The sequence below is a fragment of the Pseudomonas sp. I2 genome (assembly GCF_040984075.1).
Classification (GTDB): domain Bacteria; phylum Pseudomonadota; class Gammaproteobacteria; order Pseudomonadales; family Pseudomonadaceae; genus Aquipseudomonas; species Aquipseudomonas guariconensis_B.
Genome location: NZ_JBCGFQ010000024.1, coordinates 1 through 24,369, shown reverse-complemented (window position 1 = coordinate 24,369; position 24,369 = coordinate 1). Strand labels below are relative to the sequence as shown.

At 67.5% G+C, this 24,369-nt stretch carries 24 protein-coding genes; 12 read left to right on the top strand and 12 right to left on the bottom strand.

Annotation, left to right across the window (positions count from 1 at the left end; all coding sequences use genetic code 11):
* Positions 1-6: 6 nt before the first annotated feature.
* Positions 7-300, bottom strand: a complete 294-nt coding sequence (locus WCE05_RS14065; RefSeq protein WP_225790496.1) for a hypothetical protein — start codon at positions 298-300, stop codon at positions 7-9.
* Between the two features lie 77 nt (positions 301-377).
* On the opposite strand from WCE05_RS14065, the gene pbpC reads away from it, so the two are divergent.
* Positions 378-2,732 carry a peptidoglycan glycosyltransferase PbpC gene (gene pbpC, locus WCE05_RS14060; RefSeq protein ID WP_368816068.1) on the top strand — a complete coding sequence of 785 codons (2,355 nt, stop codon included), beginning with the start codon at positions 378-380 and terminating at the stop codon, positions 2,730-2,732.
* Positions 2,733-3,018: 286 nt separating this feature from the next.
* On the opposite strand, the gene WCE05_RS14055 is transcribed toward pbpC, so the two are convergent.
* Entirely contained in the window at positions 3,019-3,429 is a 411-nt protein-coding gene (locus tag WCE05_RS14055) for a response regulator (protein WP_225790492.1), read from the bottom strand.
* A gap of 51 nt (positions 3,430-3,480) precedes the next feature.
* Positions 3,481-3,672 (bottom strand): Flp family type IVb pilin, encoded by a 192-nt coding sequence (locus tag WCE05_RS14050; RefSeq protein WP_225790491.1) that lies wholly within the window; start codon positions 3,670-3,672, stop codon positions 3,481-3,483.
* A 287-nt stretch (positions 3,673-3,959) separates the two neighbouring features.
* On the opposite strand from WCE05_RS14050, the gene cpaB reads away from it, so the two are divergent.
* The 8 genes from cpaB (at position 3,960) to WCE05_RS14010 (ending at position 11,361) form a co-directional block, all read left to right on the top strand.
* Positions 3,960-4,895 (top strand): Flp pilus assembly protein CpaB, encoded by a 936-nt coding sequence (gene cpaB, locus WCE05_RS14045; RefSeq protein WP_225790490.1) that lies wholly within the window; start codon positions 3,960-3,962, stop codon positions 4,893-4,895.
* 69 nt (positions 4,896-4,964) lie between these two features.
* Positions 4,965-6,194 carry a type II and III secretion system protein family protein gene (locus tag WCE05_RS14040; protein WP_368816089.1) on the top strand — a complete coding sequence of 410 codons (1,230 nt, stop codon included), beginning with the start codon at positions 4,965-4,967 and terminating at the stop codon, positions 6,192-6,194.
* On the top strand, positions 6,191-7,381 hold the full coding sequence (locus WCE05_RS14035) for a pilus assembly protein (RefSeq protein WP_225790489.1): 1,191 nt from the start codon (positions 6,191-6,193) through the stop codon (positions 7,379-7,381). Before WCE05_RS14040 ends, WCE05_RS14035 begins: the two co-directional genes overlap by 4 nt.
* Positions 7,378-8,634 (top strand): CpaF family protein, encoded by a 1,257-nt coding sequence (locus WCE05_RS14030; protein WP_225790488.1) that lies wholly within the window; start codon positions 7,378-7,380, stop codon positions 8,632-8,634. The genes WCE05_RS14035 and WCE05_RS14030 overlap by 4 nt, the downstream gene beginning before the upstream one ends.
* Positions 8,631-9,512, top strand: a complete 882-nt coding sequence (locus WCE05_RS14025) for a type II secretion system F family protein (RefSeq protein WP_368816067.1) — start codon at positions 8,631-8,633, stop codon at positions 9,510-9,512. Before WCE05_RS14030 ends, WCE05_RS14025 begins: the two co-directional genes overlap by 4 nt.
* Before the next feature lie 2 nt (positions 9,513-9,514).
* A complete protein-coding gene (locus WCE05_RS14020; protein WP_225790486.1) occupies positions 9,515-10,402 on the top strand; it encodes a type II secretion system F family protein in 888 nt (295 codons plus the stop codon).
* Between the two features lie 15 nt (positions 10,403-10,417).
* Entirely contained in the window at positions 10,418-11,095 is a 678-nt protein-coding gene (locus tag WCE05_RS14015; RefSeq protein ID WP_368816066.1) for a tetratricopeptide repeat protein, read from the top strand.
* 20 nt (positions 11,096-11,115) lie between these two features.
* The gene (locus tag WCE05_RS14010) at positions 11,116-11,361 is read left to right on the top strand and encodes a DUF3613 domain-containing protein (RefSeq protein ID WP_253081013.1); all 246 of its coding nucleotides are present in this window, start codon (positions 11,116-11,118) and stop codon (positions 11,359-11,361) included.
* Between the two features lie 429 nt (positions 11,362-11,790).
* Here the strand turns inward: WCE05_RS14010 and WCE05_RS14005 are convergent, their stop codons facing one another.
* Together WCE05_RS14005 and WCE05_RS14000 are read right to left on the bottom strand one after the other, a co-directional pair.
* Positions 11,791-12,567, bottom strand: a complete 777-nt coding sequence (locus WCE05_RS14005) for a response regulator transcription factor (protein WP_225790483.1) — start codon at positions 12,565-12,567, stop codon at positions 11,791-11,793.
* A 121-nt stretch (positions 12,568-12,688) separates the two neighbouring features.
* Positions 12,689-13,159, bottom strand: coding sequence for a prepilin peptidase (locus tag WCE05_RS14000; protein ID WP_225790482.1), 471 nt, complete (start codon positions 13,157-13,159; stop codon positions 12,689-12,691).
* Positions 13,160-13,234: 75 nt separating this feature from the next.
* Between WCE05_RS14000 and WCE05_RS13995 the strand changes: the two genes are divergently transcribed.
* Together WCE05_RS13995 and WCE05_RS13990 are read left to right on the top strand one after the other, a co-directional pair.
* Positions 13,235-13,678, top strand: coding sequence for a TadE/TadG family type IV pilus assembly protein (locus WCE05_RS13995; RefSeq protein WP_225790481.1), 444 nt, complete (start codon positions 13,235-13,237; stop codon positions 13,676-13,678).
* Positions 13,675-16,320 (top strand): ATP-binding protein, encoded by a 2,646-nt coding sequence (locus tag WCE05_RS13990; RefSeq protein ID WP_368816065.1) that lies wholly within the window; start codon positions 13,675-13,677, stop codon positions 16,318-16,320. The genes WCE05_RS13995 and WCE05_RS13990 overlap by 4 nt, the downstream gene beginning before the upstream one ends.
* Here the strand turns inward: WCE05_RS13990 and WCE05_RS13985 are convergent.
* The 7 genes from WCE05_RS13985 to WCE05_RS13955 form a co-directional block, all read right to left on the bottom strand.
* Positions 16,305-18,254 carry a pilus assembly protein TadG-related protein gene (locus WCE05_RS13985; protein WP_253168069.1) on the bottom strand — a complete coding sequence of 650 codons (1,950 nt, stop codon included), beginning with the start codon at positions 18,252-18,254 and terminating at the stop codon, positions 16,305-16,307. The genes WCE05_RS13990 and WCE05_RS13985 overlap by 16 nt on opposite strands.
* A 101-nt stretch (positions 18,255-18,355) precedes the next feature.
* A complete protein-coding gene (locus WCE05_RS13980; protein ID WP_225790478.1) occupies positions 18,356-18,916 on the bottom strand; it encodes a DUF4136 domain-containing protein in 561 nt (186 codons plus the stop codon).
* Between the two features lie 19 nt (positions 18,917-18,935).
* Positions 18,936-19,571 carry a DUF4136 domain-containing protein gene (locus WCE05_RS13975; RefSeq protein WP_368816064.1) on the bottom strand — a complete coding sequence of 212 codons (636 nt, stop codon included), beginning with the start codon at positions 19,569-19,571 and terminating at the stop codon, positions 18,936-18,938.
* Positions 19,572-19,592: 21 nt separating this feature from the next.
* Positions 19,593-20,342: a methyltransferase domain-containing protein gene (locus WCE05_RS13970; protein ID WP_225790476.1), complete on the bottom strand. Its 750-nt coding sequence runs from the start codon at positions 20,340-20,342 to the stop codon at positions 19,593-19,595.
* Positions 20,339-20,644 (bottom strand): MazG-like family protein, encoded by a 306-nt coding sequence (locus tag WCE05_RS13965; protein WP_225790475.1) that lies wholly within the window; start codon positions 20,642-20,644, stop codon positions 20,339-20,341. The genes WCE05_RS13970 and WCE05_RS13965 overlap by 4 nt, the downstream gene beginning before the upstream one ends.
* Before the next feature lie 194 nt (positions 20,645-20,838).
* Positions 20,839-21,690, bottom strand: coding sequence for a MaoC/PaaZ C-terminal domain-containing protein (locus WCE05_RS13960; protein WP_225790474.1), 852 nt, complete (start codon positions 21,688-21,690; stop codon positions 20,839-20,841).
* Positions 21,691-21,692: 2 nt separating this feature from the next.
* On the bottom strand, positions 21,693-23,045 hold the full coding sequence (locus tag WCE05_RS13955; RefSeq protein WP_253080412.1) for a 3-oxoacyl-ACP reductase: 1,353 nt from the start codon (positions 23,043-23,045) through the stop codon (positions 21,693-21,695).
* A 119-nt stretch (positions 23,046-23,164) separates the two neighbouring features.
* On the opposite strand from WCE05_RS13955, the gene WCE05_RS13950 reads away from it, so the two are divergent.
* A partial coding sequence (locus WCE05_RS13950) for an acetyl-CoA C-acetyltransferase (RefSeq protein ID WP_368816063.1) occupies positions 23,165-24,369 on the top strand: 1,205 nt, incomplete at its 3' end.

Genomic DNA, 24,369 nt, shown 5'->3' with positions numbered 1-24,369 from the left:
CCGCTACTAGTGCACCACCCAGCTCAACACCCACAGCCCGAGCAGTAACCAGATGATCCCGAGGATGATCGAGGCACGCATGAACGCGCGCACCGCCGAGTACAGCAGCATCAGGCCAATGACCAGCGCGAGGATGCTGACCAGCGAGGTGTCCATCCCCAGCGTGCGTGCCAGGCCATCGATGAAATTACCCCCGGCGTTGGCCAGCAGGTTGAACAGGCCGCTCAATCCGTCGACGATGAAGCGGATCAACGAACCCAGTGCCTGGCCCAGCCACTCGAAAAAACCTTCTACATGCATAGTCGCTTCCTGATGATCGAATCGGCGTGGGTGCCGTTCCCAAGCCTTTGGCCATTAGCTGGCCAGGTCGGTTCCCGATGCCAATGTTAGCCTGCCTGCGTACGCGCACCGCAAGGGCCCTGCGGGGCGTCGGCGTGGCCGGCCTGGTGGCCGTGGCGCTGCTGTGGCTGGCTGACCGCCTATGGCCCTTGCCCCTGCCAGGCGACGACCAGGCGCGGGTGGTGCTGGCCGAGGACGGCACACCGCTGTGGCGTTTCGCCGATGCCGAGGGCGTATGGCGCTACCCAGTCAGCCCTGACGAGGTGTCGCCGCTGTACCTGGAGGCGCTGCTGACCTATGAGGACCGCTGGTTCTACCATCATCCCGGGATCAACCCGCTGGCCCTGGTCCGGGCGGCCTGGCTCAACCTGCGCGGTGGGCGTGTGGTCTCTGGCGGCAGCACCTTGTCGATGCAGGTGGCGCGCCTGCTCGATCCGCACGACCGCACCCTGGCAGGCAAGCTGCGCCAGCTGTGGCGCACCGTGCAACTGGAGTGGCACCTGTCCAAGGGCGAGATCCTGCAGCTCTACCTCGACCGTGCCCCCTTCGGCGGTACCTTGCAGGGCGTGGCGGCGGCCAGCTGGGCGTACCTGGGCAAGTCGCCGAAGCACCTCACCCCGGCCGAGGCGGCGCTGCTTGCCGTGCTGCCCCAGGCCCCCAGCCGGCTGCGTCCCGACCGCCACCCCGAACGTGCCCAGCGCGCCCGCGACAAGGTCTTGCAGCGCCTGGCCGAGTACCAGGTGTGGCCGGCCCGGCTGATCGAGGAGGCGCGTGAGGAACCCTTGCTCCTCGCGCCGCGCCAGGAGCCAGCCCTGGCGCCCCTGCTGGCCCGTCGGCTGAACCGCCCGGGTAGCCCGCCGTTGATCCGCACCACCCTCGATGCGGCCTTGCAACGGCGTCTGGAAGACCTGCTGCTGGGCTGGCGGGCCCGGCTGCCGGAGCGCACCTCGGCGGCGTTGCTGGTGGTCGAGGCAAAGACCATGGCGGTGCGTGCCTACCTGGGCTCGCTCGACCTCAACGATGCACGCCGCTTTGGTCATGTGGACATGGTCCATGCCCTGCGCTCGCCCGGCTCGACGCTCAAGCCGTTCCTCTACGCCATGGCCCTGGACGATGGCCTGATCCATTCCGAGTCGTTGCTGCAGGATGTGCCACGGCGTTACGGCGACTATCGTCCCGGCAACTTCTCCATGGGCTTCAGCGGCCCGGTCTCGGCCAGCTCGGCCCTGGCCCTGTCGCTCAACTTGCCGGCGGTGCAGTTGCTGGAGGCCTACGGGCCGAAGCGCTTCGCTGCGCAGATGCGCATGGGCGGCATGCCGTTGATGCTGCCGCCCCTGGCCGAGCCGAACCTGTCGTTGATCCTCGGCGGGGCAGGTAGCCGGCTGGAGGACCTGGTCGGCGGTTATGCGGCACTGGCCCGCGAAGGCAAGAGCGCGCGTATCCGCCTGCAGCCCCAGGACCCACTGCTGGAGCGGCGGCTGCTGTCGCCCGGTTCGGCCTGGATCGTTCGCCGTATCCTCAGCGGCCAGGCCCGGCCGGACCGCGATCGGCATGCCGAGCTGGTGCCGCGCACGCAACTGGCCTGGAAGACCGGCACCAGCTATGGCTTTCGCGATGCCTGGTCGGTCGGTGTGGGGCCTCGCTACCTGATCGGCGTGTGGATCGGGCGCCCCGACGGTACCCCGGTGCCCGGCCAGTTCGGCCTGGCCTCGGCGGCGCCGTTGATGTTGCAGGTGCATGACCTGCTGAGCAACCGCGACAGCCAGCGGGGCATCGCCGCGCCGGCGGAGCACATACCGGCGAGCGTTGGCGTGGCGGCGATCTGCTGGCCGTTGGGCCAGCCCATGCCGCGCCAGGCCCCCAACTGCCGCCGCCAGCGTTTCGCCTGGACCCTCGACGGCACCACCCCACCGACCTTGCAGGCGGCCGACCAGCCGCTGGGGTTGGGGTTGCGCGAGACGGTCTGGGTCAATGACCAAGGGCTGCGGGTCGATGCCAGTTGCAGCGGCGCCCAGGCCCGCGACGTGGCGCTGTGGCCGGCGCCACTGGAGCCCTGGCTGCCTCGTGTAGAGCGCCGTGCCGCACGCCTGCCGGCGCTGGACCCCGCCTGCCCGCCACAGGTACCGGCCAGCGCGCCGCCGTTGTCGATCGTCGGGGTGCGCCCCGGCGACAACCTGCGCCGTCCGGCCACCAGCCGCGAGCCTTTGCAGCTGCACGTCTCGGCACTGGGCGGCGGCGGCCAGCGCTGGTGGTTCCTCAATGGCCGGCCCCTGGGCGAGACCCGTGGCCAGGACAGCCTGCTGGTGCGTTTCGAACAGGCCGGGCACATCGAGCTCAGTGCGCTGGATGAAAGCGGTGAGACGGCGCGGGTGGAGTTTCAGGTGAACGAGTGAAGGGGGCGGGGCGGCGATGGGCTGCGAAGCAGCCCCAGTGTCACTTGACTGACCGGTTTGTCCCGCGAGTGGTCTGGTTTGATGCCTTGCAGCCTAGGACTTGCCCTACGCGATTTGTCGATCGCCTTCCGATTGCATGGGAAATCCCACCCCTCTTATGGCTGAAATGCGTCGCTGTCTGGTCCGCTCTCCCTACACTCCCGAAACCTTCGTTGAATGCATTCTGAAGCAGGGGCTGCCGCAGACGGCCAGCGCCCTGAATGACTACATCATGCTCATATGAGCTTCATTGCCCCACCACCTGCATCCTCGGTTTGGGAAACAGATTCTCCAGGGTCTCCAGCAACCGTGCGTGATAGATCGGCTTGCGGAACAGGTCGAGCACCTGCAGGCGCAGCAGGTCGCTGACATCTTCCAGGTCCGCATGGCCGGACATGACGATCACCGGCAGGTGCTGGCGGTCCGTGTGGTCGCGCAGGCGCTTGATCAGGCCGATGCCGCTCTCCTCGGGCATGCGCAGGTCGGTGATGACCAGGGCCACGTCCGGGTGGCGGGTGAGCTGTTGCAGGGCTGCCTTCACGGAGGTCGCGGTGTGGCAGCAGAAACCTTCGTTCTCCAGCAGTTCGGCGAGTTCGAGCAGGGCCTCTTCCTCGTCGTCGACCAGGAGGATCTGTTGACGCAAGGAAGAGGTTGGCATGGTCGTCTCCAGTGGATGGGGAAAGATGCCTGCATTGGGGGCGGGCGATCATTAACCAGCATCAGGTGTTATGGCTTCCGAGATGGTTGTCATGATGCTATCCACATGCCCCGAGATATCGCCGACGAACCCCGCCAGCACCACCGCGACCATCGCCGCGATCACCGCGTACTCGATACCGGAAGCTCCGTCCTTGCGTTTCAGGAAGTTCTTGCAGTGGAAAAGGATCTGTTGCAGCAACATGGCACAACTCCTTGCGCGATCAGCGGCGGTAGGCGGGGCCATATGGGTGATGCCCCTTTGCCATCATAGGATTGCCAAGCTGCGCGAAGCTGCAAATGTAAGAAAGCATTATCTCTAAAGTATTGGTTTGAAACGGCCGCGCTAAGTTTCTGTTTTTACAGCGCGTCAATTTTTCGGCTGCGAAAAAGCCCGCCGGCTCATGGCGAATCGTCGACGCTGCGCTACCGTGCAATAGCAAAATAATTACTTTTTGCCATCATTGGGTGCCAGGCGCAGGGAGGGCGGAAATGAGCAGTCGCTTGACCATGATTCTCGCCGTCTTGTTCCTGTTCGCCGCGGTGCTGGCCGGCTACTGGGGACTGGTTCTCAGCCGGCCGCCGGTACCGGCGGTGCAACCGGCCACCGTGGTGGCCGAAGCACCCGTGCCACAGGTCGCCCCGGCACCGGTGAGGCCAGAGGAGCCGCCACGCTCGCCGATCGTGGTGCTGCGCCGCGACGTCGCCGCCCACACGCCATTGACCGAGGACGACCTGCTGGTGGAGCGCCTGCAGGTCGTGCCCGAGGGTGCGTTCCAGCGGCTCGAGCAGGTGCTCGGGCGCAGCAGTGCACGCCCGCTGGCGGCGGGCAGTTGGCTCGACGAAACCAGCTTCCAGGCCGGTGGGCCGCTGGCGCGGATGATCCGTCGGCATGAGCGCGCGGTGGCGGTGGCCGTGGACGAGGTGATCGGCGCCGCTGGGCAGGTACGGCCAGGCGACTATGTCGACGTGCTGCTGTTCCTGCGTGAGGAAAACAACAACCCGCAGGCCACCGCCCAGGTGGTACTGCCGGCCTTGCGCGTGCTCAGCGTCGGCGAGCAGATGGGCCTGGCCAACGATGGCCGCCCGGCGCAGACCGCCGAAGAGCAGAAGGCGCGCCGCGAGTCGTTGGGCAACGCCACGCGCACCGTGGCCCTGGCCGTGCCCGAGGCGTTGGCCAGTCGCCTGATGCTGGCGGCCCAGGCCGGAACCTTGCGCCTGGCGGTGCGCAGCGCCGACGAACACTTGCTGGCGCGCTACTGGTCCGACCCCGAGGCCACGCCCCAGGTGGCCAATGCCCACCGCGATCTCTATCGCTTCAGCCAGCTGTCCCAGGTGGCGCCAGCCAAGGCGCCGTCCACCCGCACTGCGCCGGGCATGCAGGTCATCCGGGGTGCCCAGCCCGACGCTACCCACAAGACTCCCTGACCCAGCAAGGATGCCGCCATGCGTAGTACCGCGCGGATATTCAGACAGTTGTGCCATGCCCTGCCATTGATGGCGATGCTGCCGTTGGCCGAGGCGGCCAGCCAAGGCTGCGCGGCGTTCGCCCAGTTACCCTCGGTGATCGAGATGGACCAGGGCCTGCAGCAGGAGCTGCGTTTGCCGGTGGCCATCAGCCGGGTGGCGGTCGGCGAGCCGAAGGTCGCCGACGTCCAGGCCAGTGGCGAGCGTGCCGTACTGCTGACCGCGGTGGCGCCGGGCAACACCAGCCTGATGCTGTGGACCGCCTGCGCCCCGGCACCGCACCGGGCCATGTTGTTCGTCAAGGGGCGGGCCAGCGTGGACATGGCCGAGGGCGCGCTGTTGCCGTCCCAGGACCCGCAGTTGCCCAGCCAGGTGCAGGCCGATATCCGCTTCGTCGAGGTGCAGCGGGTCAAGTACAAGGAAGCTGGGGCGCGGTTGTTCTTCAAGGGTTCGAACAATAGCCTGATCGGCTCGCCCGGCACGGTACCCAACACTGTCGTGCGCCCTGACCATGTGCCGGGGATCCAGACCAGCGCCAACCCGGTGACCTACGCGGACGTGCGTCCGGGTATTCCTCTCGACAACGGTGTCTTCAACATCGTCTGGGGCGGCGGTAGCAGCCGCTTCCTGGCGATGATCAACGCCCTGGAGAACAGCGGCTTCGCCTATACCCTGGCGCGCCCCAGCCTCACCGTGCTCAGCGGGTTCACCGCGAGCTTCCTGGCGGGCGGGGAAATTCCTATCCCGGTACCGAGCAGTGGCAGCGACAACGTCTCGATCGAGTACAAGGAGTTCGGAGTACGCCTGGCGCTGACCCCGACGGTGATCAGCCGCGACCGCATCACCCTCAAGGTGGCGCCGGAGGTCAGCGAGCTGGACTACAGCAACCCTGTGAACATCGCCGGCACCCTCGTCCCGGGCCTGAAGGTGCGACGCACCGACACCAGCATCTCCCTGGCCGATGGCGAGAGCTTCATCATCAGCGGCCTGGTCAGCAGCAACACCCGCTCTGCCGTGGACAAGTTCCCGGGCCTGGGCAACCTGCCGATCATCGGCGCGTTCTTTCGCCAATCGACGCTCAACCGCGAAGACACCGAGCTGCTGATGATCGTCACCCCACACCTGGTCCAGCCACTGGCGGCCAATGCACGGCTGCCACAACTGCCAGGCGAGCACTTGCGTACCTACGACCCCAGCTGGGGCCAGCTGTTCTTCCTGGAAAACGGCAACTTCGACGGCCGTAGTGGGTTATCACGATGAGCGAGAGCCTGAACCAGACCTACCTGGCCATCACCCGCAACGAGGACGACCTGCACTGGCTGCAAGGCGCCTTGGCGCCGCTGGGCCAGGTGATCGGCGCCAGCGGCGGCAGCCTCGACGAGTTGCTGGCGCTGGTCGATGTGACCTTCAGCAACCTGGTGTTCATCGGCCTGGACCGTGAGCAACTGGTCAACCAGTGCGCCTTGATCGAAGGTGTGCTGGAGGCCAAGCCGATGCTGGCGATCGTTGCCCTGGGCGATGGCATGGACAACCAGTTGGTGCTGCACGCCATGCGCGCCGGGGCACGCGATTTCGTCGCCTACGGCTCGCGGGCCAGCGAAGTGGCCGGGCTGGTGCGGCGCCTGGGCAAGCGCCTGCCGGCGGTGGCCAGCAACCCCAGCCTGGGTGGCCTGAGCGTGCTCTACGGTGCCCAGCGTGGCGCCGATGGTGCACTGCTGACCACCCACCTGGCGCGAGTGGTCCAGGAGAGCGGCCAGCAGACCCTGCTGCTCGACCTCGGCCTGCCGCGCGGTGACAGCCTGGCGCTACTGGGGCTGGAGGCGTCGTTCTTCTTCGGCGATGCCCTGCGCCACTTGCGCCGCCTCGATGCCACCCTGATCGACAGCGCCTTCACGGCCGACAAGGGCGGCCTGCGCATCCTCGCCTACGCCGAGAGCGACGTGCCGCTGGCGCAATCGAGCACCGCCGAGCTGTACATGCTGCTCAGCGCCTTGCGCCAGCACTTCCAGCACATCGTGGTCAACCTCGCCGGGCAGGCCGACAGCGAAGCCCTGCGGACCATCGTCAGCCATTGCGACAAGCTGATCCTCTATACCGACCAGAACATCCTCGACTGCCGGCGCAACCTAGAGGTGCTGGAGCAGTGGCGTGACCGTGGCATCAAGCTCGAGCATGCCGGCCTGTTGGTGGACCGCTACCTGCGCCAGGTGGCGCCGGATGCCGATGCCCTGGCCAAGCGCTACGGCCTGCCGTTGCTCAAGGTGCTGCCCTACAGCCCCGAGGTGCGCCTGAATGCCAAGAACCAGGGGGCGAGCCTGTTCGAGCTGGCGCCGCGGGAAAGCCTGACCCAGGCCTTGCGCGGCTTGGGCGAGCGCCTGGCGCGGCGCTCGGAGAACCTGGCGACACCCACCTTCACCTGGTTTCGCCGCCTGTGGAGCAGCAAATGAGTGGCGACGAACCCTTCGGCGGGCCGCGCCATGCCGCGGCAGACCCGCAGGCACTCAAGCGGGCCCTGCACCGTTTCGTCATCGATGCCATCGAAGACAGCGGGCGCAACCTGCTGGAGGGCGCGCGGCCGGCCCTGACCCAGTTCGTCGTAGAGCAGGTGGGCGACTATGTGGCGCGCCTGCACCTGGCCTTGTCACGCTACGAGATGGAGCGCCTGGCCGAGGAACTGGTCGACGAGCTGACCGGCTATGGCCCGCTGGAAGTGCTGCTGCGCGATGCCAGCGTCACCGAGATCCTGGTCAACGGCCCGTACCGGGTGTTCGTCGAGCGCGCCGGGGTGCTGCAGCAGACCGACCTGCGTTTCATCGACGCCCATCATGTGGAGCGGGTGATGCAGCGCATCCTCGCCCCGCTCGGCAGGCGCCTGGACGAGTCCTCGCCCATGGTCGATGCGCGCCTGCCCGACGGCAGTCGGGTCAATGCCATCATCCCGCCGGTGGCGCTGGACGGGCCTTGCCTGTCGATCCGCAAGTTTCGCCAGGACATGCTCAAGAGCGCTGACCTGCTGGCCACCCGGGCCATCGACCAGGCCATCTTCGACTTCCTCGAGCGCGCCGTGGGGCGGCGCTGCAACATCCTGGTCAGCGGCGGTACCGGCACCGGCAAGACCACCCTGCTCAACATCCTCAGCCAGATGATCGCCCCCCAGGAGCGCCTGGTGACCATCGAGGACGTCGCCGAGCTGCAGTTGCACCACCCTCATGTGGTGCGCCTGGAAACCCGCCCGCCGAACGCCGAGGGCCACGGCGAGATCAAGGCCAGCGAGCTGATCCGCAATGCCCTGCGCATGCGCCCGGACCGTATCCTGCTCGGCGAGATCCGCGGCGCCGAGGTGCTCGATGTGCTCACGGCGATGAACACCGGGCACGACGGCTCGATGAGCACGGTGCACGCCAACACCGCCCAGGACGCCCTGCTGCGGCTGGAAACGCTGGTCGGCCTGACCGGGCGGCAGGTCGCCGAGAAGACCCTGCGGCAGATGATCTGCGCGGCGCTCGACGTGGTGATCCAACTGACCCGCCTGGCCGATGGCCGGCGCTGCGTCAGCGAGGTGCTGGAAGTGGTCGGGGTGCGGGATGACGTCTATGTCACCAATACCCTGTTCCGCCTCGACCGACGCAGCGGCGAGGGCTTCCTGCGCGAGGCGCCGAACCCGGCGGGCGCCAAGCTGCGCCATGAGGGGGTGTTGTGATGGGGCCGTTGTTGCTCGCGCTGTCGCCGCTGTGCCTGGGCATCGCCGTGCTGCTGCTGCGTCTTGGCCTGCACAAGCGGGGCGAGGAGCGCATCCTCCAGCGCCTGGGGCGGGCCTACCAGGCCGTGCGCACGGGCAATGCCAGGCGCGACTGGCTCGACCCGCTGCTGCAGCGTGCCGGGCTGGCCCATGCCGGCTTCAGCCTGCGGCCTTGGCTGCTGGCCTGGTTCGCCCTGGTGCTGGCGGCCTGGCTGGTGTCTGGTTGGGTGGCGGCGCTGGCGCTGTTGCCGGGCATGCCGCTGCTGACCTACCTCTACCTGCACGGGCGCTACCGCCGGCGCCTGGGGAAGATCATCGAGCAGTTGCCGGGGCTGCTGGACTACAGCGTTCGCAGCCTCAAGGCCGGGCGCACGCTGAGCGACGCGGTGCTCGGTGGTATCGACGGCACCCGCGAGCCCTTGCGCTCGGCCATGGGCCGGGTGCGGCGCAACGTGCAACTGGGCGTGCCGCTGGAGGACGCGGCAGGTGAACTGGCCGAGCTGTACGAGCAGGACGAACTACGCCTGTTCGCCCTTGGCCTGCGTATCAACCAACACTATGGCGGCAACGCCAGCGAGTTGCTGGAAAACCTGATCAAGCTGATCCGCGAGCGCGAGCAGGGGGCCCGGCAACTGCGGGCCATGACCGGGGAGACACGGGTCACCGCCTGGATCCTCGGTGCCTTGCCGCTGGCCATGGTCGGCTACTTCCTGCTGGGCAACCCCGGTTACCTGCTGGCCATGTGGCGTGACGACCACGGTCAGTGGATGCTGCTGTTCGCCTTCGCCCTCCAGGCCCTGGGTTGCCTGGTGCTGTGGCGCATGATGAGGCGCTTGTGAACATGGCCTTGCTGCTGTGCGCCCTGTGCCTGTTCGTGGCGTCCGCGCTGCTGGGCCTGCAGGCGGCGCGCCAGTGGCGCGCCCGGCAATTGGTCGCACGTCGCCTGCAAGGGCAGATGGCACGGGAGGAGCGCCTGGGGGACTGGTTGCACTGGTTGGGTAGCACGGCACTGGGGCGACGTTTGCAGACACTCGACGGCGAGACCCAGGCCCTGCTCGACCGGGTCGGTTGGCGGCGCAGCCGTCAGCGGGCGTTGTTCGCCGCCGTGCAGTTGGGGCTGCCGTTGCTGGCCGTGGGGATGACGTTGCTGTTGCAGCATGGCCTGGTGGGCGAAGGCCCAGGGCACTGGCTGGTGCTGCCCTTGTGCGCCCTGGGTGTCGGCTACCTGTTGCCCAAGCGCCTGCTGGCGGTGGCGGCGCAGCGGCGTCAGCAGCGCATTGCCCTGGAGGTCAGCCTGCTGATCCCGTTGCTGCGCATCCTGTTCGAGACTGGGCTTGCGGTCGAGCAGGCCTTGCGGGTGCTGAGCCAGGAGGGCCGCGGCCTGCTGCCGGAGATCAGCGAGGAGCTGCGCCTGGTACTGCAGCGGGTGGATTCGGGCCTTGCCCTGGGGCCGGAGCTGGAAAAGAGCGCCCACCTGCTGGCGGTGGACGAATTCATCGATACCTGCGTGATCCTGCGGCAGTTGCTGGTGCAAGGCAGCGGCGGGATGAAATCGCTGCAGGCGCTCAAGGCATTGCTCGACGACCGCCGCCTGACCCGCTTGCAGGAGCGGGTGTCGAAGATGTCGGCGAAGATGTCGGCGGTGATGATGCTGTTCTTGTTCCCGGCCTTGCTCATCGTCCTGGCCGGGCCGGGCTTTACCGCGCTGGCGCGGGCCTTGGGATCCTGAAGGGAGGGGAGGCGGATGAAAGCGCTGTTGTTGTTCACCGGGTTGTTGCTGCTCGCCGGTTGCGCCGGCCAGCCACCTGATGGCCTGGCCCGGCTGCTGGGCGCTGCCCAGTGCGGCAAGCCGGACGCCAACCAGCAGTTGGCCCTGAACCTGGCGGATGAAATGCTCAACGAAGGCCGGCCCCATGCCAGCCTGGCGCACCTGCAGCAGTTGCCGGATGCGCTCGACCAGGTGCGCCTGCGCAAGGCCAAGGTCTTGCGCTTGCTCGGGCGCAGCGAGGCCGAGCCGCTGTACCGTGGCTTGCTCGGTGGTTGCCTGGCGGCCGAGGGCGAGCATGGCCTTGGCCAGCTCGCCTCGGCCCGGGGCGACGATGCCCAGGCCCTGCGTCACCTGCAGCGGGCCGTGCGCCTGGCGCCGACCGACGAGAAGGTGCGCAACGACCTGGGCGTGGTGTTGATGCACCTGGGCGATCACGAGCAGGCGCGTTTCGAGTTTCTCACCGCGATCGAACTGAAGGACGACAACACGCTGCCGGCGGTCAACCTGGTGACCCTCGCGCTGGTCCAGGACAACTGGCAGCAGGCTGCCGACCTGGTGGCCCGGTTGCGGCTCAGGCCCGAACAGTTCGCCGAGGCCCAGGCCCGGGCGACGCAGTTGAAGACGACCGGGCGTGGCGCGACGCCGCTCGGTTGAATCCAAGGGAGGAGATGCCCATGCTCAAGTGCGTGATCCTGTTGGTCGGCCTTGCCGGCCCCCTGGCAGCGTTGGCCGAGGAGCCGGCGCAGACGGCCACCGAAGCGCTCTTGCAGGTGCAGGCGAGCAACCAGCAGGCCTCGCCGACGCCACAGGTGCAGACCGCCCGGGAGCGGGAGCAGGCCCTGCAGCGCTGGCTGGACAGCTACAAGTACCCGATCCCCGAGGTTTTCCGCTGGCAGTCGGTTGGTTCGTCGGGTGACTGAGCTGGCTCATCTGGTACCGCTTCGCGCCCCATCGCCGGCAAGCCGGCTTCTGCGTCGATCTCAAGAGCGGCGCGGGCTCTATGGGAAATCTGGGAGCAGGGACCGAAAGAGCAACAGGACCCTGTGGGAGCGGGCTTGCCCGCGAAAAGGGCGCCGCCATGCTAGTAATGCTGTTCACTTAAGCCATTGGGGCCGCCTTGCGGCCCTTCGCGGGCAAGCCCGCTCCCACAGGGGCCGCGTAAAGCCACTATCAGTTCTCTGCGTGACAGCGCAGCTCAAAGGCTGGGTAATCTCCTACAAGTACGCTGCAAACCTCAAGGAATGCACGATCCTGTGGGAGCGGGCTTGCCCGCGAAGGGCTGCAAGGCAGCCCCAATCGATGTCACATCAGACTTAAGTGAACAGCATCAGCCGCCGTGCCAGGGGCTTTCAATGGGCCGTAAAGCGCTGGTGCACCGGTGACGAACGCGGCGTCAGCGCCAGGGCCAGTTGGGTACGGTTGTGCATGTGGGTCAGGCGCAGGACCTGGGACACGTAGAGCTTGACCGTGTTCTCGGTGATGCCCAACTCGCAGGCGATCTGGTAGTTGGTCTTGCCCTTGCTCACCAGCCTGGCGACTTCCAGCTGGCGCGGCGAGAGCTTCTCGAAGTTCGGCGGCAGTTCGGCCTCGGCCTCCTCGGGATCGCCGGCACGGCGCTGCACACCCAGGCCACGGGCCTTTTCCAGGTCGTGGTAGAGATCGTCGATGGACTCGGCCAGCTCCTGCAGGCGCTGGTTCAGCTTGCCCAGCTCACGCAGGTTGCGCTGGCGCTCCAGCAGCGCCTGCTCCTGGCGGCGCACGCCCTCGAGCAGCTCGTCCAGGTCGATGGGCTTCTGGTAGTAGTCGGCGAAACCTTCGCGCAAGGCGCGGATGACATCCTGCTTTTCGGCCCGCCCGGTGAGCATGATCGCCTCGAACATGCGCCGGCGCCCGGACAGCGCTTTCAGCATGCGGACCAGCTCGATCCCATCGCGTCCGGGCAGGTGCAGGTCGCACAGCACCAGGCCAATGCCGTCATCGGCCTGGTAGCGCTCGATGGCCTGCTCCGTGGAATGGGCCGGGACGCAGCCGTAGCCCTGGTACTCGAGAAATTCACACAACTGCTCGACGATCAACGCCTGGCCGTCGACGACCAGTAGCTTCACCTCACTGATGGATTTGTTCACGATCGACTCCCTGTTCGACTCGGTCCTGCTCCTGGGCCAGAGAGACTGGCCGCTAAAGACACTAGTCGCACTTTGCGAGTATGTACACGGGCTGTACGACGAATCTGGACCGAGTAGTCATTTACGGGATCCAGACGGCCGTCAGCAGGAAGCCCGCCAGCACGAAAGGCGCGAAGGGTTGTTTCTCGTCGACCTCTTCGGCCAGTTGCTGCAAGCGTTTCCTCACCTTGGGGCTGAGCAAGGCCAGCAGGCGACGCCTGGCGAGCATCCAGGCCAGCACGGTGATGCCGGCGCCGATGAAGGTGCCGAGCACGTACTGGTGGCTGGTGGCCAGGGCCAGGGCGCCCATCAGCTTGACGTCGCCGGCGCCGAAACGGCCAAGCATGTAGCCGGGCAGGGTAAGCAGCATGACGATGGCCAGCGCCCAGCCGGCATCGCTGGGATCGGCGCCGATCCAGCTGTGGCCGGTGGCGAACAGCCAGGCCAGCGCAGCTGCGGCGACACCCAGTGTCAGGGCGTTGGAAAGCTGTCGTTCACGGATATCTTGTTCGGTGCACAAGGCAAGCCACATCAGGAGAACAATGCTTTGCATTGGCAAATTGCCATCCCTATTCGTTGAACGGTTCTATGCTGTCAGTCAGGTGTCATAGTCAGGGTAGACGCGAACATGAAAGCAAGCCTGGCGGGACGGCAAAAAGGTGCGGCAGCCATCGAGTTCGTCGCCGTTTTCATGGTGTTTTTCGCGGTGTTCTATGGCTTGGTCAGCCATGCGTTGCCGATGCTGATGTTGCAGTCGTTCAACCAGGCCAGCAGCGAGGCGGTGCGTCGCTGCGTGGCGCTCGACCCGGGCGGCGAGCATTACCGAAGCGACGTCGACAGCCTTGCCCGGGAGGTGGTCGGGCAGCAACTGGCCTGGATGCCGGCGGCCCTGGGTTTCAGCGTCGTCACCGATACGAAGGTCACCTGGAGCGGCGACAACCTGCTGACCGTCTCGATCGACTACCCTCGCGAGCGCCTGGTCCGCGTACTGCCGGTGCTGGTGCTGCCCTTGATCGGTGAGGTGCCACGCCTGCCCGAACGCCTGCAGGCCGAAGCGAGCCTGCAACTGTGAGCGGCCTGTTCGATCGCTGGCGTGCGGCGCCACCGAGCGCGCACGAGGCCGAGGTGCCACTGGCGGTGGGCCTGCAACTGTGGCTCGATGCCCAGGGCGCGGTGCAGCGTCTGTCTGGCCCGTTGCGTACCCTGCTGGCCTTGCCCGCCCACGGTGGCGGGCGGGTGCATGACTACCTGGAGCGGCACAGCTGGCTGGTGCTCGAAGGCGAGCCGGCCGACTGGCAGGGGCTACCCCTGGACCTGGATTTCCACACCGTCATGGGGCATCCCCTGCACACCCGTGGTTGGCTGATGCGCCACGGTGACGGTTGGTTGCTGCAACTGTTCGATATTGGCGACCTGTTGCTCGAGCGTGCCCACGCCAATGAGCAGCAAGGCCTGCGACAACTGGCGGGAGAGGTCGGCCGCGCCGTGCGCGAATGCGGCGAGGAGCACCTGGCACAGTGCGTGGTGGAGCAGTTACAGCGTCTGGCTGAGTGCTGGCATGCCCCGGCGTTGCGCCTGGTGCTGCGCGAGCCGGCTGGCTGGCGCAGCTTCGCCAGCAACGACGCTGACTGGCCCTGGCCCGAAGACACGCGCCTGCAACCTTGGTTGACGCGGTTGCCGGCCCAGGCGTTGCTCGACAGCCGCGAGCATCCCGAACTGCTGGCGCTGTGCGGGGGTGTCTCGCTGTTCCTGCTGCCTTACTGCCAGGGGGCTGAGGCCGAGGCCTGGCTGCTGTGCGCCGGTGCCCAGGCGCTGCCGCAGACAGCGGCGGCGCAGGGGCTGCTGCAGGCTCTGGTCGAGCCGTTGCTGGGCCGCCATCGGCAGGCCCAGCTGCTGCGCCAGACCCACCACCTGGAGGCGTTGCAGCAACAGCTGGGGGCGGGGTGGTGGGCGTGGCCGCTGCACGGCCCCCTGCATCTGGATCCGTACCTCGCTGCCAGCCTGGGCCTGGCGCGTGAACCGAGCCTTGAGCAATGGCTGGCACGTGTGCACCCGGCGGATCGCGAAGCGGCGCAACTGGCGCTGGAGCAGGCCCGCAGCAGCGGGGAACTGAGCCTGAGCCTGCGTATGCCGGGCGACGATACCCTGGCGGCGCCACGCTGGTTCCATTGGGTCGGGCGCTTGCAGGGGCGGCAGTTGCGCGGATTCTTGCTCGATATCAGCGCACTCAAGGCGCAGGAGCTCCAGGCCGGTGCTGCGCGGGCGCGGCTGGAGAACCTGATCGCCAGTTCGCCGGCGGTGATCTACATCCAGCGTTACGCCGACGGTGCGCTGTACAGCGAGTTCTTCAGTGCCAGCCTGATGCCGCTGCTCGGTTGGGCCGCGGACAGCGAGCAGGCACGCCAGCCGGGCCTGGCGGTGCATCCGGACGATCGCTCGCTGTGGCTGGAGCGCACCCGCAGCTTGTTACGCGACGGCCAGGCGCGCTGCCGCTACCGCCTGTGTGACAGCCGGGGCGGCTATCACTGGGTGCTGGACGAGGCACGCCTGCTGCGCAACGATCTCGGCCAGCCGCTGGAGGTGGTCGGCCTGTGGCTGGATGTCAGCGAGGCGACCGAGGCCGCCGAGCGGGTGCGCCAGAGCGAGGAACGCTATCGGGTGCTGGTGGAGGATTCGCCGGCGATGATCTGCCGCTACCGCCCGGACCTGGCCCTGCTGTTCGGCAACCGGCCGCTGGCCGACTGCCTGCGCTGCACGCCGGAGCAACTGCTGGGCATGAACCTCGGGCAGTGGATGTCCGATGCACAGCGTGGCGAGTTCCTCCAGCGGCTCCAGGCCCTGACCCCCGAGCAGCCGGTGAGCAGTGCGCAGGTCTGCCTGCAGCTGCCTGGCCACGAGCATGCCTGGTGGGTCTGGGCCGACCGTGGCCTGTTCGACGACCAGGGCCGGTTGTTGGAGGTGCAGGCGGTGGCGCGTGACAACACCGAGGTCCGGCGCAGCCAGCGCCAGCTCCTGCAAGGCGCCAAGATGGCGACCCTCGGCGAGCTGACCACTGGGTTGCTGCACGAGATCAACCAGCCCCTCAACGTCATGCGCATGGCCACGGTCAATGCCTTGAAACGGTTGGACAACGGCGCCGCCGAGCCGGCCTACCTGCAAGACAAGCTGCGCCGCATCGAAGCCCAGGTCGAACGCACGGCACGGTTGGTCGACCACATGCGGGTGTTCGGACGTCGCTCCGAGGTCGAGCGCCAGCGTTTCAGTGCCTGGGCGGCGGTGGAAGGGGCGGTGGCCCTGCTCGACGAAGGTCTGCGCGGCAAGGGGGTGACCCTGCGCATCGAGCCTCCGCAGCAGCAGCCGCTGGTGCTGGGGCACCAGGATCAGCTCGAACAGGTGTTGATCAACCTGATGGTCAATGCCCGTGACGCGCTGCTCGAACAGCGCCGGGACGCGCCGTGGATCTGCATGCGCCAGTCGTTGCAGCCCGGGGAGTTGTGCCTGTGGGTGGAAGACAACGGCGGCGGTATCGATCCCCAGTTGCAGGCACGGATCTTCGAGCCTTTCTTCACCACCAAGCCGGCCGGTGTCGGCACGGGCCTGGGGTTGTCGGTGAGCCATGGCATCGTCGAGGGCATGGGCGGCAGCCTGAGCGTGGCCAATGGCGCCGAGGGGGCGTGTTTTCGGATCAGCCTGCCGCTTCACTGCACCAGTTGAGCGCGACCGCTGGAGCAGGTCAGGTTGGCACCGACTTCGGCGTTGACCAGGTCGATGCCGAGCACCTTGAGCAGGGCATTGACCAGCGGGTCGAGCAACGGGCTCAGGAGGTTCCGGATCAGCGGCTCCAGAATGTTCTTCACGCCGTCCAGCAGCCCGGCGGTGAGCACCAGAAGCTCGCCCAGGCCGCTATTGGCGGTGGGTTTGTAGGCTTCCAGGCGGATGCCCGCCAAGGTGTCGCCGAGGCTGCCGACGACCTGGCTGTCGGCCATCGACAGGTAGCGGGGCGGCTGCCCGATGTCGGGCGGCTCGCTGGCGTCCTTGAACAGCAGGGGCATTGCCGTGGCGCCACTGCCCAGCACCTTGCTGTCGATGCGCAGCCCGATGCCGCCCCCGGCGAAGGGCACGCGCGTGCCGCATATCGGCGGCAGGATCAGCAGGCGGCTACAGACGTTGGTCCCGATGTCGATCAACGGGAGCGCCTTGACCGTGGGGGTACCTTGGCTGAAGAACGTCTCGGGGGGCTCGAACTTGCCGACCGCCAGCCTCACCGCTGCCTTCTCGGCAAGCACGCTCAACTGCTTGGGCGCGCAGCTGTAGCTGGCTGGTGGGCCGGGCCTGAGGCGGGCGGAGGCTTTGGCCGCTTCCAGGCCGATATCGATGTGCAGCTTGCCGTCCAGCAGCTTGATGTCGCTGACCTTGCAAGGAATACCCAGGGCGCAGGTGAGTGAATGCACCGTGCCCAGCAGGTTCAGGTTGAGCAGGTTGTTGAGTACGTTGGTCAGGGGCGCCGCCAGGTCGAGGACGGCGTTGGCCAGGCCGGCGATGCCTGACAGCAGCGGCAGGTCGAGAGAGACCAACGCTCGTACCTGCGCGGTGTGAACCGCGATCTCGTCGCTTCGCGGATCGCCTGCTGCGGAGACCTGCTGCGGTTCGATCACCTTCAGGCGTATGCGGCCATTGACCAGGCCCAGCACACTGAGAGGCAAGTCGATGTTGGCGGCGTTTTCGCTGGTCGCAAGCTGGACCACACCCTGCACCAGTTGCAGCAGTTGGACACTGGCATCCAGCCCGGCCTGGGTGGTGCCGTTCTGGATGTCGAGAATCCTGCCCAGCTTCAGGAGCGTGCCATTGCCGCTGCCCACGGCCACCTTGCCGAGGTTGGTGATGACCTCAGCGGCGGCACCGCTCTGCTGCAGCACCTTGACGGCCGCTTGCAGCAGTTGCGTGGCAGTGGCATCGGCGTTGAGCAACTGGTGGTAATCGCCGATGTCCAGGCCCAGGTCGATGGCCAACTGGTCGAGGTAGCGCAGCAGGTTGATATCGGCGTCGGCTAGGCCTTGCCAGCCCGCCACGTCCAGTTGCACATGGCTGCCGAGGGCGCCGAGCAGGGCGTTGAGTATCGCCGACTGACGCGAGTCGACTTTCAGCAGGGTGCTGCGGATGCTCAGCATGGCCTGGGGTGGCCGGGGCATCGAAGCCACTGCGCTGGCGCCGAGGGTCGTGGTCAATGGCAGGTCGCTGCCTTGCACCAGGGTGAAGGCACTGGCGGCAATGCTCGTGGGCACCGTGTTGCGTACCTCGACCTTGATCGCTTCGTTGCGCGAGGTGTCGGAGGTGAAGATGCGCAGGTTGCGGGCATCGGTCTGCAGGTAGCCACAGCTGGCCACGAGGGGGTTGCCGGGGGCATGGCCGTTGCGGGTGGCCGCGGCGCGGGCGAGGGTGCTGGCCTGGGGGCCGTTGCCATTGCAGCCGGCGTGCTGCCCGGCGGCTTCCAGCGCGGCCATGTCGGCGATGCGCTGTAACTTGCGCTGCTCGAGGTAGAGCCTGCCGCTGTCGACCACCAGCAGCAGGAACAGCAGGGCCAGGCCGAGGGTCAGGGCGGCCATCAGGCCGATCGCGCCGCGTTGGCGCACAGCGGAACGGGGAACCACGGGCACTCCTTTGCAGGCCATCGGCCACGCAGCGCAGCGGCGATGAAAGGAGTGTAGTCAGGGTGATGGCAAATTGCCTTGATCGAGTGGCCGTCAGCGCCTCAACGCGGTGGATAGTTGCTCATCAATTGCGCGACGGTCTTCTGGATCGCGGCATTGCGCTCCTGCGGGCTGGGCGGATAGTTGTTCATGATCTGCTCGGCACTGCCGCGCCAGACCAGCTTGCCGTCGCGCCCATCGAACAGGTCGACCTGGATGGTCGCCACCTTGTAGTCGACGCTGCGGGTTTCGTTGTACATCGGCCCGCCCCAGTAGCCTCCCCAATAGCCGCCCCAGGCTCCGCCGTAGTTGGTGGTGATCTGCTGCTGGCGCTGCTCGACGATCAGGTAGGTGCGCACCCTGACGTCTGGCCGGGCATTGGCCTGCGCCGGGCGCAGGCCGCGCTGGTCGAGCTGGTCGGCGACGGCCTGGCGGATGCGCTGTTCGGTCAGGTCGCTCTTGATCCGCGGATCGTCCGGGCGGTACTGCAATGCCGGCTCCTGCCAGGCCCAACTGCGGTACCCGGCGAAGTCGCGGCTGGCGTCGAAATCCTGGGTGACGTTGTTGCTCGCGCACGCGGCCAGCAGCAGCGTGAACGACAGCAGAACGAGGCGGCGCAACATGATGGTTCTCCGGTGCAGGTTAACTGGGAGGATAGCCGTCGAGGGCCTTGTGCACCGATTCGCGCAAGGCCTTCTCGCGGTCGCGTGGCGAGCTCCTGTCGCTGCCGCTCTCGGCGCTGGCGCTCCATACCGGCTGGCCATCGCGGGCATCGAACAGGTCGATCCGCACCACCATCACTTCGACCTCGTAGGTGCGCACGATCGGCACGCTGCCGTAGGCCCCGTAGCCGTGGCGGTAGCCGCCGTAGCCGATGCCGCCATAGGGGTACGGGCCGTAGTAGGGGTCGTAGTAGTCGTAGTCGCGGACCTGGCGCAGGCGTCGCTCCAGGCGCATGTCGGCACTGACCAGCAGGTCGGCGCTGCCACCCCGGGCCGGGCGCAGGCCGTGCTGGTCGAGGGCGCTGCTGATCGCCTCGGCCAGTTGCGCCGGGTCGGCACTGGCACTGGCGCTGGGCAGTTGGCCGTTGCGCCAGCTCCAGCTGCGATAGCGCCCGTAGTCACGAGGGGCTGCCGGGTAGGCACTGGCATCGAAGGTGCTGGCCGCCTGGGGCGGGGCTGGCGGCAGGGGGCGGCCGCTGGCGACATAGGGGTTGCTGCCCTGGCAGGCAGCCAGGGCGAGGGGCAGCAGGGGCAGGCACAAGAGACGGTACCGCATGTGTTCCTCCCGGCAGGCGGGTCAGTGCGGGCGGCAGACCCAGTGCAGGTAGCGGCCCAGCCCGGCGAAGCTTGGATGTCGGCGGTGGGCCAGCTCCATTTCCAGCAGGTCGAGCAATTCGGCCTTGGCCTGGAACTCCTTGGGCATGTAGTCGTGGAAAATCCGCACACCACTTTCGCTTTCGACCTGCCACATGGGTTCAAGTTGCGCCTTGAGCTCGCGGGGATCAAGGGGTTTTTGCGGGGTCAGGCTCTGCTTCTCGCCGGCCAGGCGGTTGCTGCGCAGCTTGCGGAAATGGCCCTTGAGCAGGTTGCGGTAGATCAGTGCGTCGCGGTTGTAGAACGCCAGCGACAACCAGCCGCCTGGGGCGGTCAGCTGGTGCAGCACCGGCAGGATGCTCTCGGGTTCGGCCAGCCATTCCAGCACGGCATGGCACAGGACCAGGTCGAAGGGTTCGGTCAGCTGGCCAAGCAGGTCCTGCCAGGGTGCCTGGATGAAGGTGGCCTGCTGGCCTGCCTCGGCGAAGCGTGCCCGAGCACCGTCGAGCATGGGGGCGGCGGGCTCGGCGAGGGTCACCTGATGGCCGCGCTCGGCCAGCCACAGGGCCATGTGGCCGAGGCCGGCGCCGATATCCAGCACGCGCAGGGGGCGATCGGGCAGGGCCTCGGCCAGGTCGGCCTGGAGTACGGCCAGGCGGATGGCACCCTTGGCGCCGCCATAGATCTTCTCGGCGAAGCGGCTGGCCAGCTCATCGAAGTGACGGTCGTTCATCGGGCGAAACGCCTCTCGCTGTCGGCCAGTTTGGCGCGCACCACCTGTTCCATGTCCAGGCCCAGTTCGCTGCACAGCAGCAACAGGTACAGCACCACGTCGCCGACCTCCTGGCCGGCATGGGCGAGTTGCTCGGGGGGTAGCTGGCGTGACTCGTCCTCGCTCAGCCACTGGAAGATCTCCACCAGCTCGGCCATCTCCACGCTGGCGGCCATGGCCAGGTTCTTCGGGCTGTGGAAGCCGCGCCAGTCGTTGGTGTCGCGGATCCGGTGCAGGCGTTCGGTCAGTTCTTGCAGGTTCATCGGGGGCTCTCCTCTTGGCGCATAGCTTCGGATGAGCCTTTGTGCAAAGCAAGTGCATTGGGGCCGCTTCGCGCCCCATCGCCGGCAAGCCGGCTCCCACAGGGGCCCTGCAAACCGCATCATGCGTGGTCGACTCGCACCTTGCGGGAGCTTGCCGGCGATGGGCTGCAAGGCAGCCCCAATGCCGCTTGGCTCTAGAGCGCGCGCCACCGCCCGAGCATGTGCACCCGTTCGCCATGCCCATCCAGGCGCAAGATACCTTCCGGCCCGGCCTCGCTGGCGCTGAGCACCACCTCGGACGGCAAGCGCACCGGCTTGCGGAAATCCACCTCGAAGGCATAACCGCTGGCCGGCAGGTGGCCTTGCAGCGCGGCCATCGCCATGGCCTTGCTCCACATGCCATGGGCGATGGCCTTGGGAAAACCGAACAGGCGGGCGCTGGGGGCGCTCAGGTGGATCGGGTTGTAGTCGCCGCAGACGTTGGCATAGCGCCGGCCGATGTCGCGGTCGGCATACCAACGGGTGACCTCGGGCAGGTTGCCGGGCTCGAGCTCCGTTTCCTCATCGGCTTGCCCGTCAAGCTGCAGGCCCCGCACCAGCATGCGGCTGCTCTCGCGCCAGAGCGGGCCTAGCGCATCCTCGGCTTCGGTGACCAGGTCGAAGGTGCCGCCCTTGGCATGGGGTTTCAGAGCGTCGACATACACCGCGAAACGCAGGCCATCGACCCCACCCAACGGGCGATACACCTCGATGGCATTGTGCAAGTGAACCAGGCCGAGCAACGGGAAGGGGAAGTCACGGGCCGTCAACAACTGAAGTTGCAGGGTAAAGGCCATGACATGGGGATAGGTCGGCGGCAGTTGGCCATGGTCGGCGAAATGGCAGAGTCGTCGATAAGCCGACAGGTTGTCGGGCTGCACCCGCAGAAAACAGCGCAGGCCGGTCTCGGGTAGGCGGGTGCCGTGGATCTTGCGTTTGCCCAGCGCCCGCAGGTAGAGGCTGGCGCGCGATTCGGGGGTGTGCAGGTCATGCCATTGCCGGTTCATGTTCAGGCCCCCATCAGTGCCTGGCCGCAGACCCGCAGGACCTGGCCATTCACCGCACCGGAGCCGGGTTGGCTGAGCCAGGCCACGGCCTCGGCGACATCCTGGGGCTGCCCGCCCTGGCCCAGCGAGCTCAGGCGGCGCCCGGCCTCGCGCAGGGCCATGGGCATGGCGGCGGTCATGTGGGTCTCGATGAAGCCCGGCGCCACGGCATTGATGGTGCCGCCGCGCTCGGCCAGTTTCGGCGCCCAGGCCTGGGCGAAGCCGATCAGGCCGGCCTTGCTCGCCGCATAGTTGGCCTGGCCGCGGTTGCCGGCGATACCGCTGACCGAAGCGAGTAGGGTGATGCGCGCGTCTTCGCCGAGGGCACCGGCCTCGTGCAGCGCCTGGGTCAGCAACTGGGGCGCCTTGAGGTTGACCGCCATGACCGCGTCCCAGTATTCGGGCGTCATGTTGGCCAGGGTCTTGTCGCGGGTGATGCCGGCGTTGTGGACCACGATGTCGATGCCTTCGGGGAGGGCGTCGAGCAGTTTCGCCGGGGCATCGCTGGCACAGATGTCCAGGGCCAGGGCACGGCCGCCGAGGCGGGCGGCGAGGGCGTCGAGGTCCTGCTGCGCCGGTGGTACGTCGAGCAGGGTCACCTCGGCGCCATCGCGGGCCAGGGTTTCGGCAATGGCCGCGCCGATACCCCGCGCCGCGCCGGTTACCAGGGCGCGACGCCCGGCCAGGGGGCGGGTCCAGTCCTCGACCTGGCTGGCGCAGGCCTCCAGGCGCAGGACCTGGCCGGAGACGAACGCGCTCTTGGGCGAGAGGAAGAAGCGCAGGGCGCCTTCGAGCTGGTCCTCGGCGCCGGCACCGACATACAGCAGTTGCGCCGTGGCGCCGTTGCGCAGCTCCTTGCCCAGCGAGCGGCTGAAGCCTTCCAGGGCGCGCTGGGCTACGCTGGCCAGCGGGTCGTCGAGGCTTTCTGGCGCGCGGCCGAGGATCACCACGTGGGCACAGGGGGCGAGGCTGCGTAGCAGGGGCTGGAAGAACTCGCGCAACTGACGCAGCTCGTCGCTGTCGGACAGGTGGCTGGCATCGAACACCACCGCCTGGAGCCTGGGGCCGAGCCCGGCGACCCAGGCCGGGGCTTGCAGGCCTTCGACGTTGAAGCTGTAGAGCTCGGTGGTCAGGCGTGCGGCGATGGCCTCGAGCGTGCTCGCCAATGGCCCGCCACCCAGCACCAGTGCGCCTTCCACCGGCCGCAGGCGGCCAGCCTGCCAGCGCTGCAAGGGGGCCGGGCGAGGCAGGCCGAGGGCATCGACGAGGCGGCGGCCCAGGTTGGAGTTGGCAAAGCCGAGATAGCGATCGCTCATGTACGGTTCTCCCTGAAGGCAAGCATGCAAGTGTGGACCAAGTTTGCGGGCGGGACGTTCGAATGCGGTAAAAAGACCTAGGCTGTACGGATCGAAATTGTTTCAGGAGGAACATACGCATGCGCTCACCTCGCCGGGTCGCGATCCTGGGTGGCAACCGAATCCCCTTCGCCCGCTCCAACGGGGCCTATGCCAATGCCAGCAACCAGGCGATGCTTACCGCCGCCCTCGAAGGCCTGGTCGAGCGCTATCGCCTGCATGGCCTGCGCCTGGGCGAGGTGGCGGCAGGCACGGTGCTCAAGCATGCCCGTGACATGAACCTGACCCGCGAGTGCGTGCTCGGTTCGCGCCTGTCGCCGCAAACGCCGGCCTACGATATCCAGCAGGCCTGCGGCACGGGCCTGGAGGCGGCGCTGCTGGTGGCCAACAAGATTGCCCTGGGGCAGATAGAGTGCGGGATCGCTGGCGGCGTCGATACCACCTCCGATGTTCCGATCGGGGTCAACGAAGGCCTGCGTCGCATCCTGTTGCAGGCCAATCGCGGCAAGCACCTGGGCGAACGGCTCAAGCCTTTCCTCAAGCTGCGTCCCAGGCACTTGAAGCCCGAGTTGCCGCGCAATGTCGAGCCGCGCACCGGGCTTTCCATGGGCGAGCACTGCGAGCGCATGGCCCAGGGCTGGCAGATCGGCCGCACCGAGCAGGACGAGCTGGCCCTGCTCAGCCACCAGCACCTGGCGGCGTCCTTCGTCGAAGGCTGGCATGACGACCTGCTCACGCCCTACCTGGGCCTGACCCGCGACAACAACCTGCGTCCGGACCTGACGCTGGAGCAGTTGGCCAAGCTCAAGCCGGTGTTCGACCGCAGCGGCCTGGGCACCCTGACCCCGGGCAATTCCACGCCGCTGACCGACGGCGCCTCGCTGGTGCTGCTCGGCAGCGAGCAATGGGCCGAGGAGCGTGGCCTGCCGGTGCTGGCCTACCTGGTCGATGGCGAAACCGCCGCGGTGGATTTCGTCAAGGGCCAGGAGGGGCTACTGATGGCCCCGGTGTATGCCGTGCCGCGTCTGTTGGCGCGCAATGGCCTGACCTTGCAGGACTTCGATTACTACGAGATCCACGAGGCCTTCGCCGCCCAGGTGCTGTGCACGCTCAAGGCCTGGGAGGACGAGGAGTACTGCCGCACTCGCCTGGGGCTGGAGGCGCCGCTGGGGGCGATCGATCGCAGCAGGCTCAATGTGAAGGGCAGCTCGCTGGCGGCGGGGCATCCCTTCGCGGCCACGGGCGGGCGGATTTTGGCGAACATGGCCAAGCTGTTGGCCAAGGC

Coding starts and splice junctions, on each gene's coding strand:
- WCE05_RS13995 (WP_225790481.1), top strand. CDS start 13,235: ATGAAAGCAAGCCTGGCGGGACGGCAAAAAGGTGCGGCAGCCATCGAG.
- pbpC (WP_368816068.1), top strand. CDS start 378: ATGCCAATGTTAGCCTGCCTGCGTACGCGCACCGCAAGGGCCCTGCGG.
- WCE05_RS14050 (WP_225790491.1), bottom strand. CDS start 3,672: ATGTTGCTGCAACAGATCCTTTTCCACTGCAAGAACTTCCTGAAACGC.
- WCE05_RS14020 (WP_225790486.1), top strand. CDS start 9,515: ATGGCCTTGCTGCTGTGCGCCCTGTGCCTGTTCGTGGCGTCCGCGCTG.
- WCE05_RS14035 (WP_225790489.1), top strand. CDS start 6,191: ATGAGCGAGAGCCTGAACCAGACCTACCTGGCCATCACCCGCAACGAG.
- WCE05_RS14065 (WP_225790496.1), bottom strand. CDS start 300: ATGCATGTAGAAGGTTTTTTCGAGTGGCTGGGCCAGGCACTGGGTTCG.
- WCE05_RS13970 (WP_225790476.1), bottom strand. CDS start 20,342: ATGAACGACCGTCACTTCGATGAGCTGGCCAGCCGCTTCGCCGAGAAG.
- WCE05_RS14015 (WP_368816066.1), top strand. CDS start 10,418: ATGAAAGCGCTGTTGTTGTTCACCGGGTTGTTGCTGCTCGCCGGTTGC.
- WCE05_RS13955 (WP_253080412.1), bottom strand. CDS start 23,045: ATGAGCGATCGCTATCTCGGCTTTGCCAACTCCAACCTGGGCCGCCGC.
- WCE05_RS13975 (WP_368816064.1), bottom strand. CDS start 19,571: ATGCGGTACCGTCTCTTGTGCCTGCCCCTGCTGCCCCTCGCCCTGGCT.
- WCE05_RS14000 (WP_225790482.1), bottom strand. CDS start 13,159: ATGCAAAGCATTGTTCTCCTGATGTGGCTTGCCTTGTGCACCGAACAA.
- cpaB (WP_225790490.1), top strand. CDS start 3,960: ATGAGCAGTCGCTTGACCATGATTCTCGCCGTCTTGTTCCTGTTCGCC.
- WCE05_RS14040 (WP_368816089.1), top strand. CDS start 4,965: ATGGCGATGCTGCCGTTGGCCGAGGCGGCCAGCCAAGGCTGCGCGGCG.
- WCE05_RS14055 (WP_225790492.1), bottom strand. CDS start 3,429: ATGCCAACCTCTTCCTTGCGTCAACAGATCCTCCTGGTCGACGACGAG.
- WCE05_RS14030 (WP_225790488.1), top strand. CDS start 7,378: ATGAGTGGCGACGAACCCTTCGGCGGGCCGCGCCATGCCGCGGCAGAC.
- WCE05_RS14010 (WP_253081013.1), top strand. CDS start 11,116: ATGCTCAAGTGCGTGATCCTGTTGGTCGGCCTTGCCGGCCCCCTGGCA.
- WCE05_RS13960 (WP_225790474.1), bottom strand. CDS start 21,690: ATGAACCGGCAATGGCATGACCTGCACACCCCCGAATCGCGCGCCAGC.
- WCE05_RS13965 (WP_225790475.1), bottom strand. CDS start 20,644: ATGAACCTGCAAGAACTGACCGAACGCCTGCACCGGATCCGCGACACC.
- WCE05_RS13980 (WP_225790478.1), bottom strand. CDS start 18,916: ATGTTGCGCCGCCTCGTTCTGCTGTCGTTCACGCTGCTGCTGGCCGCG.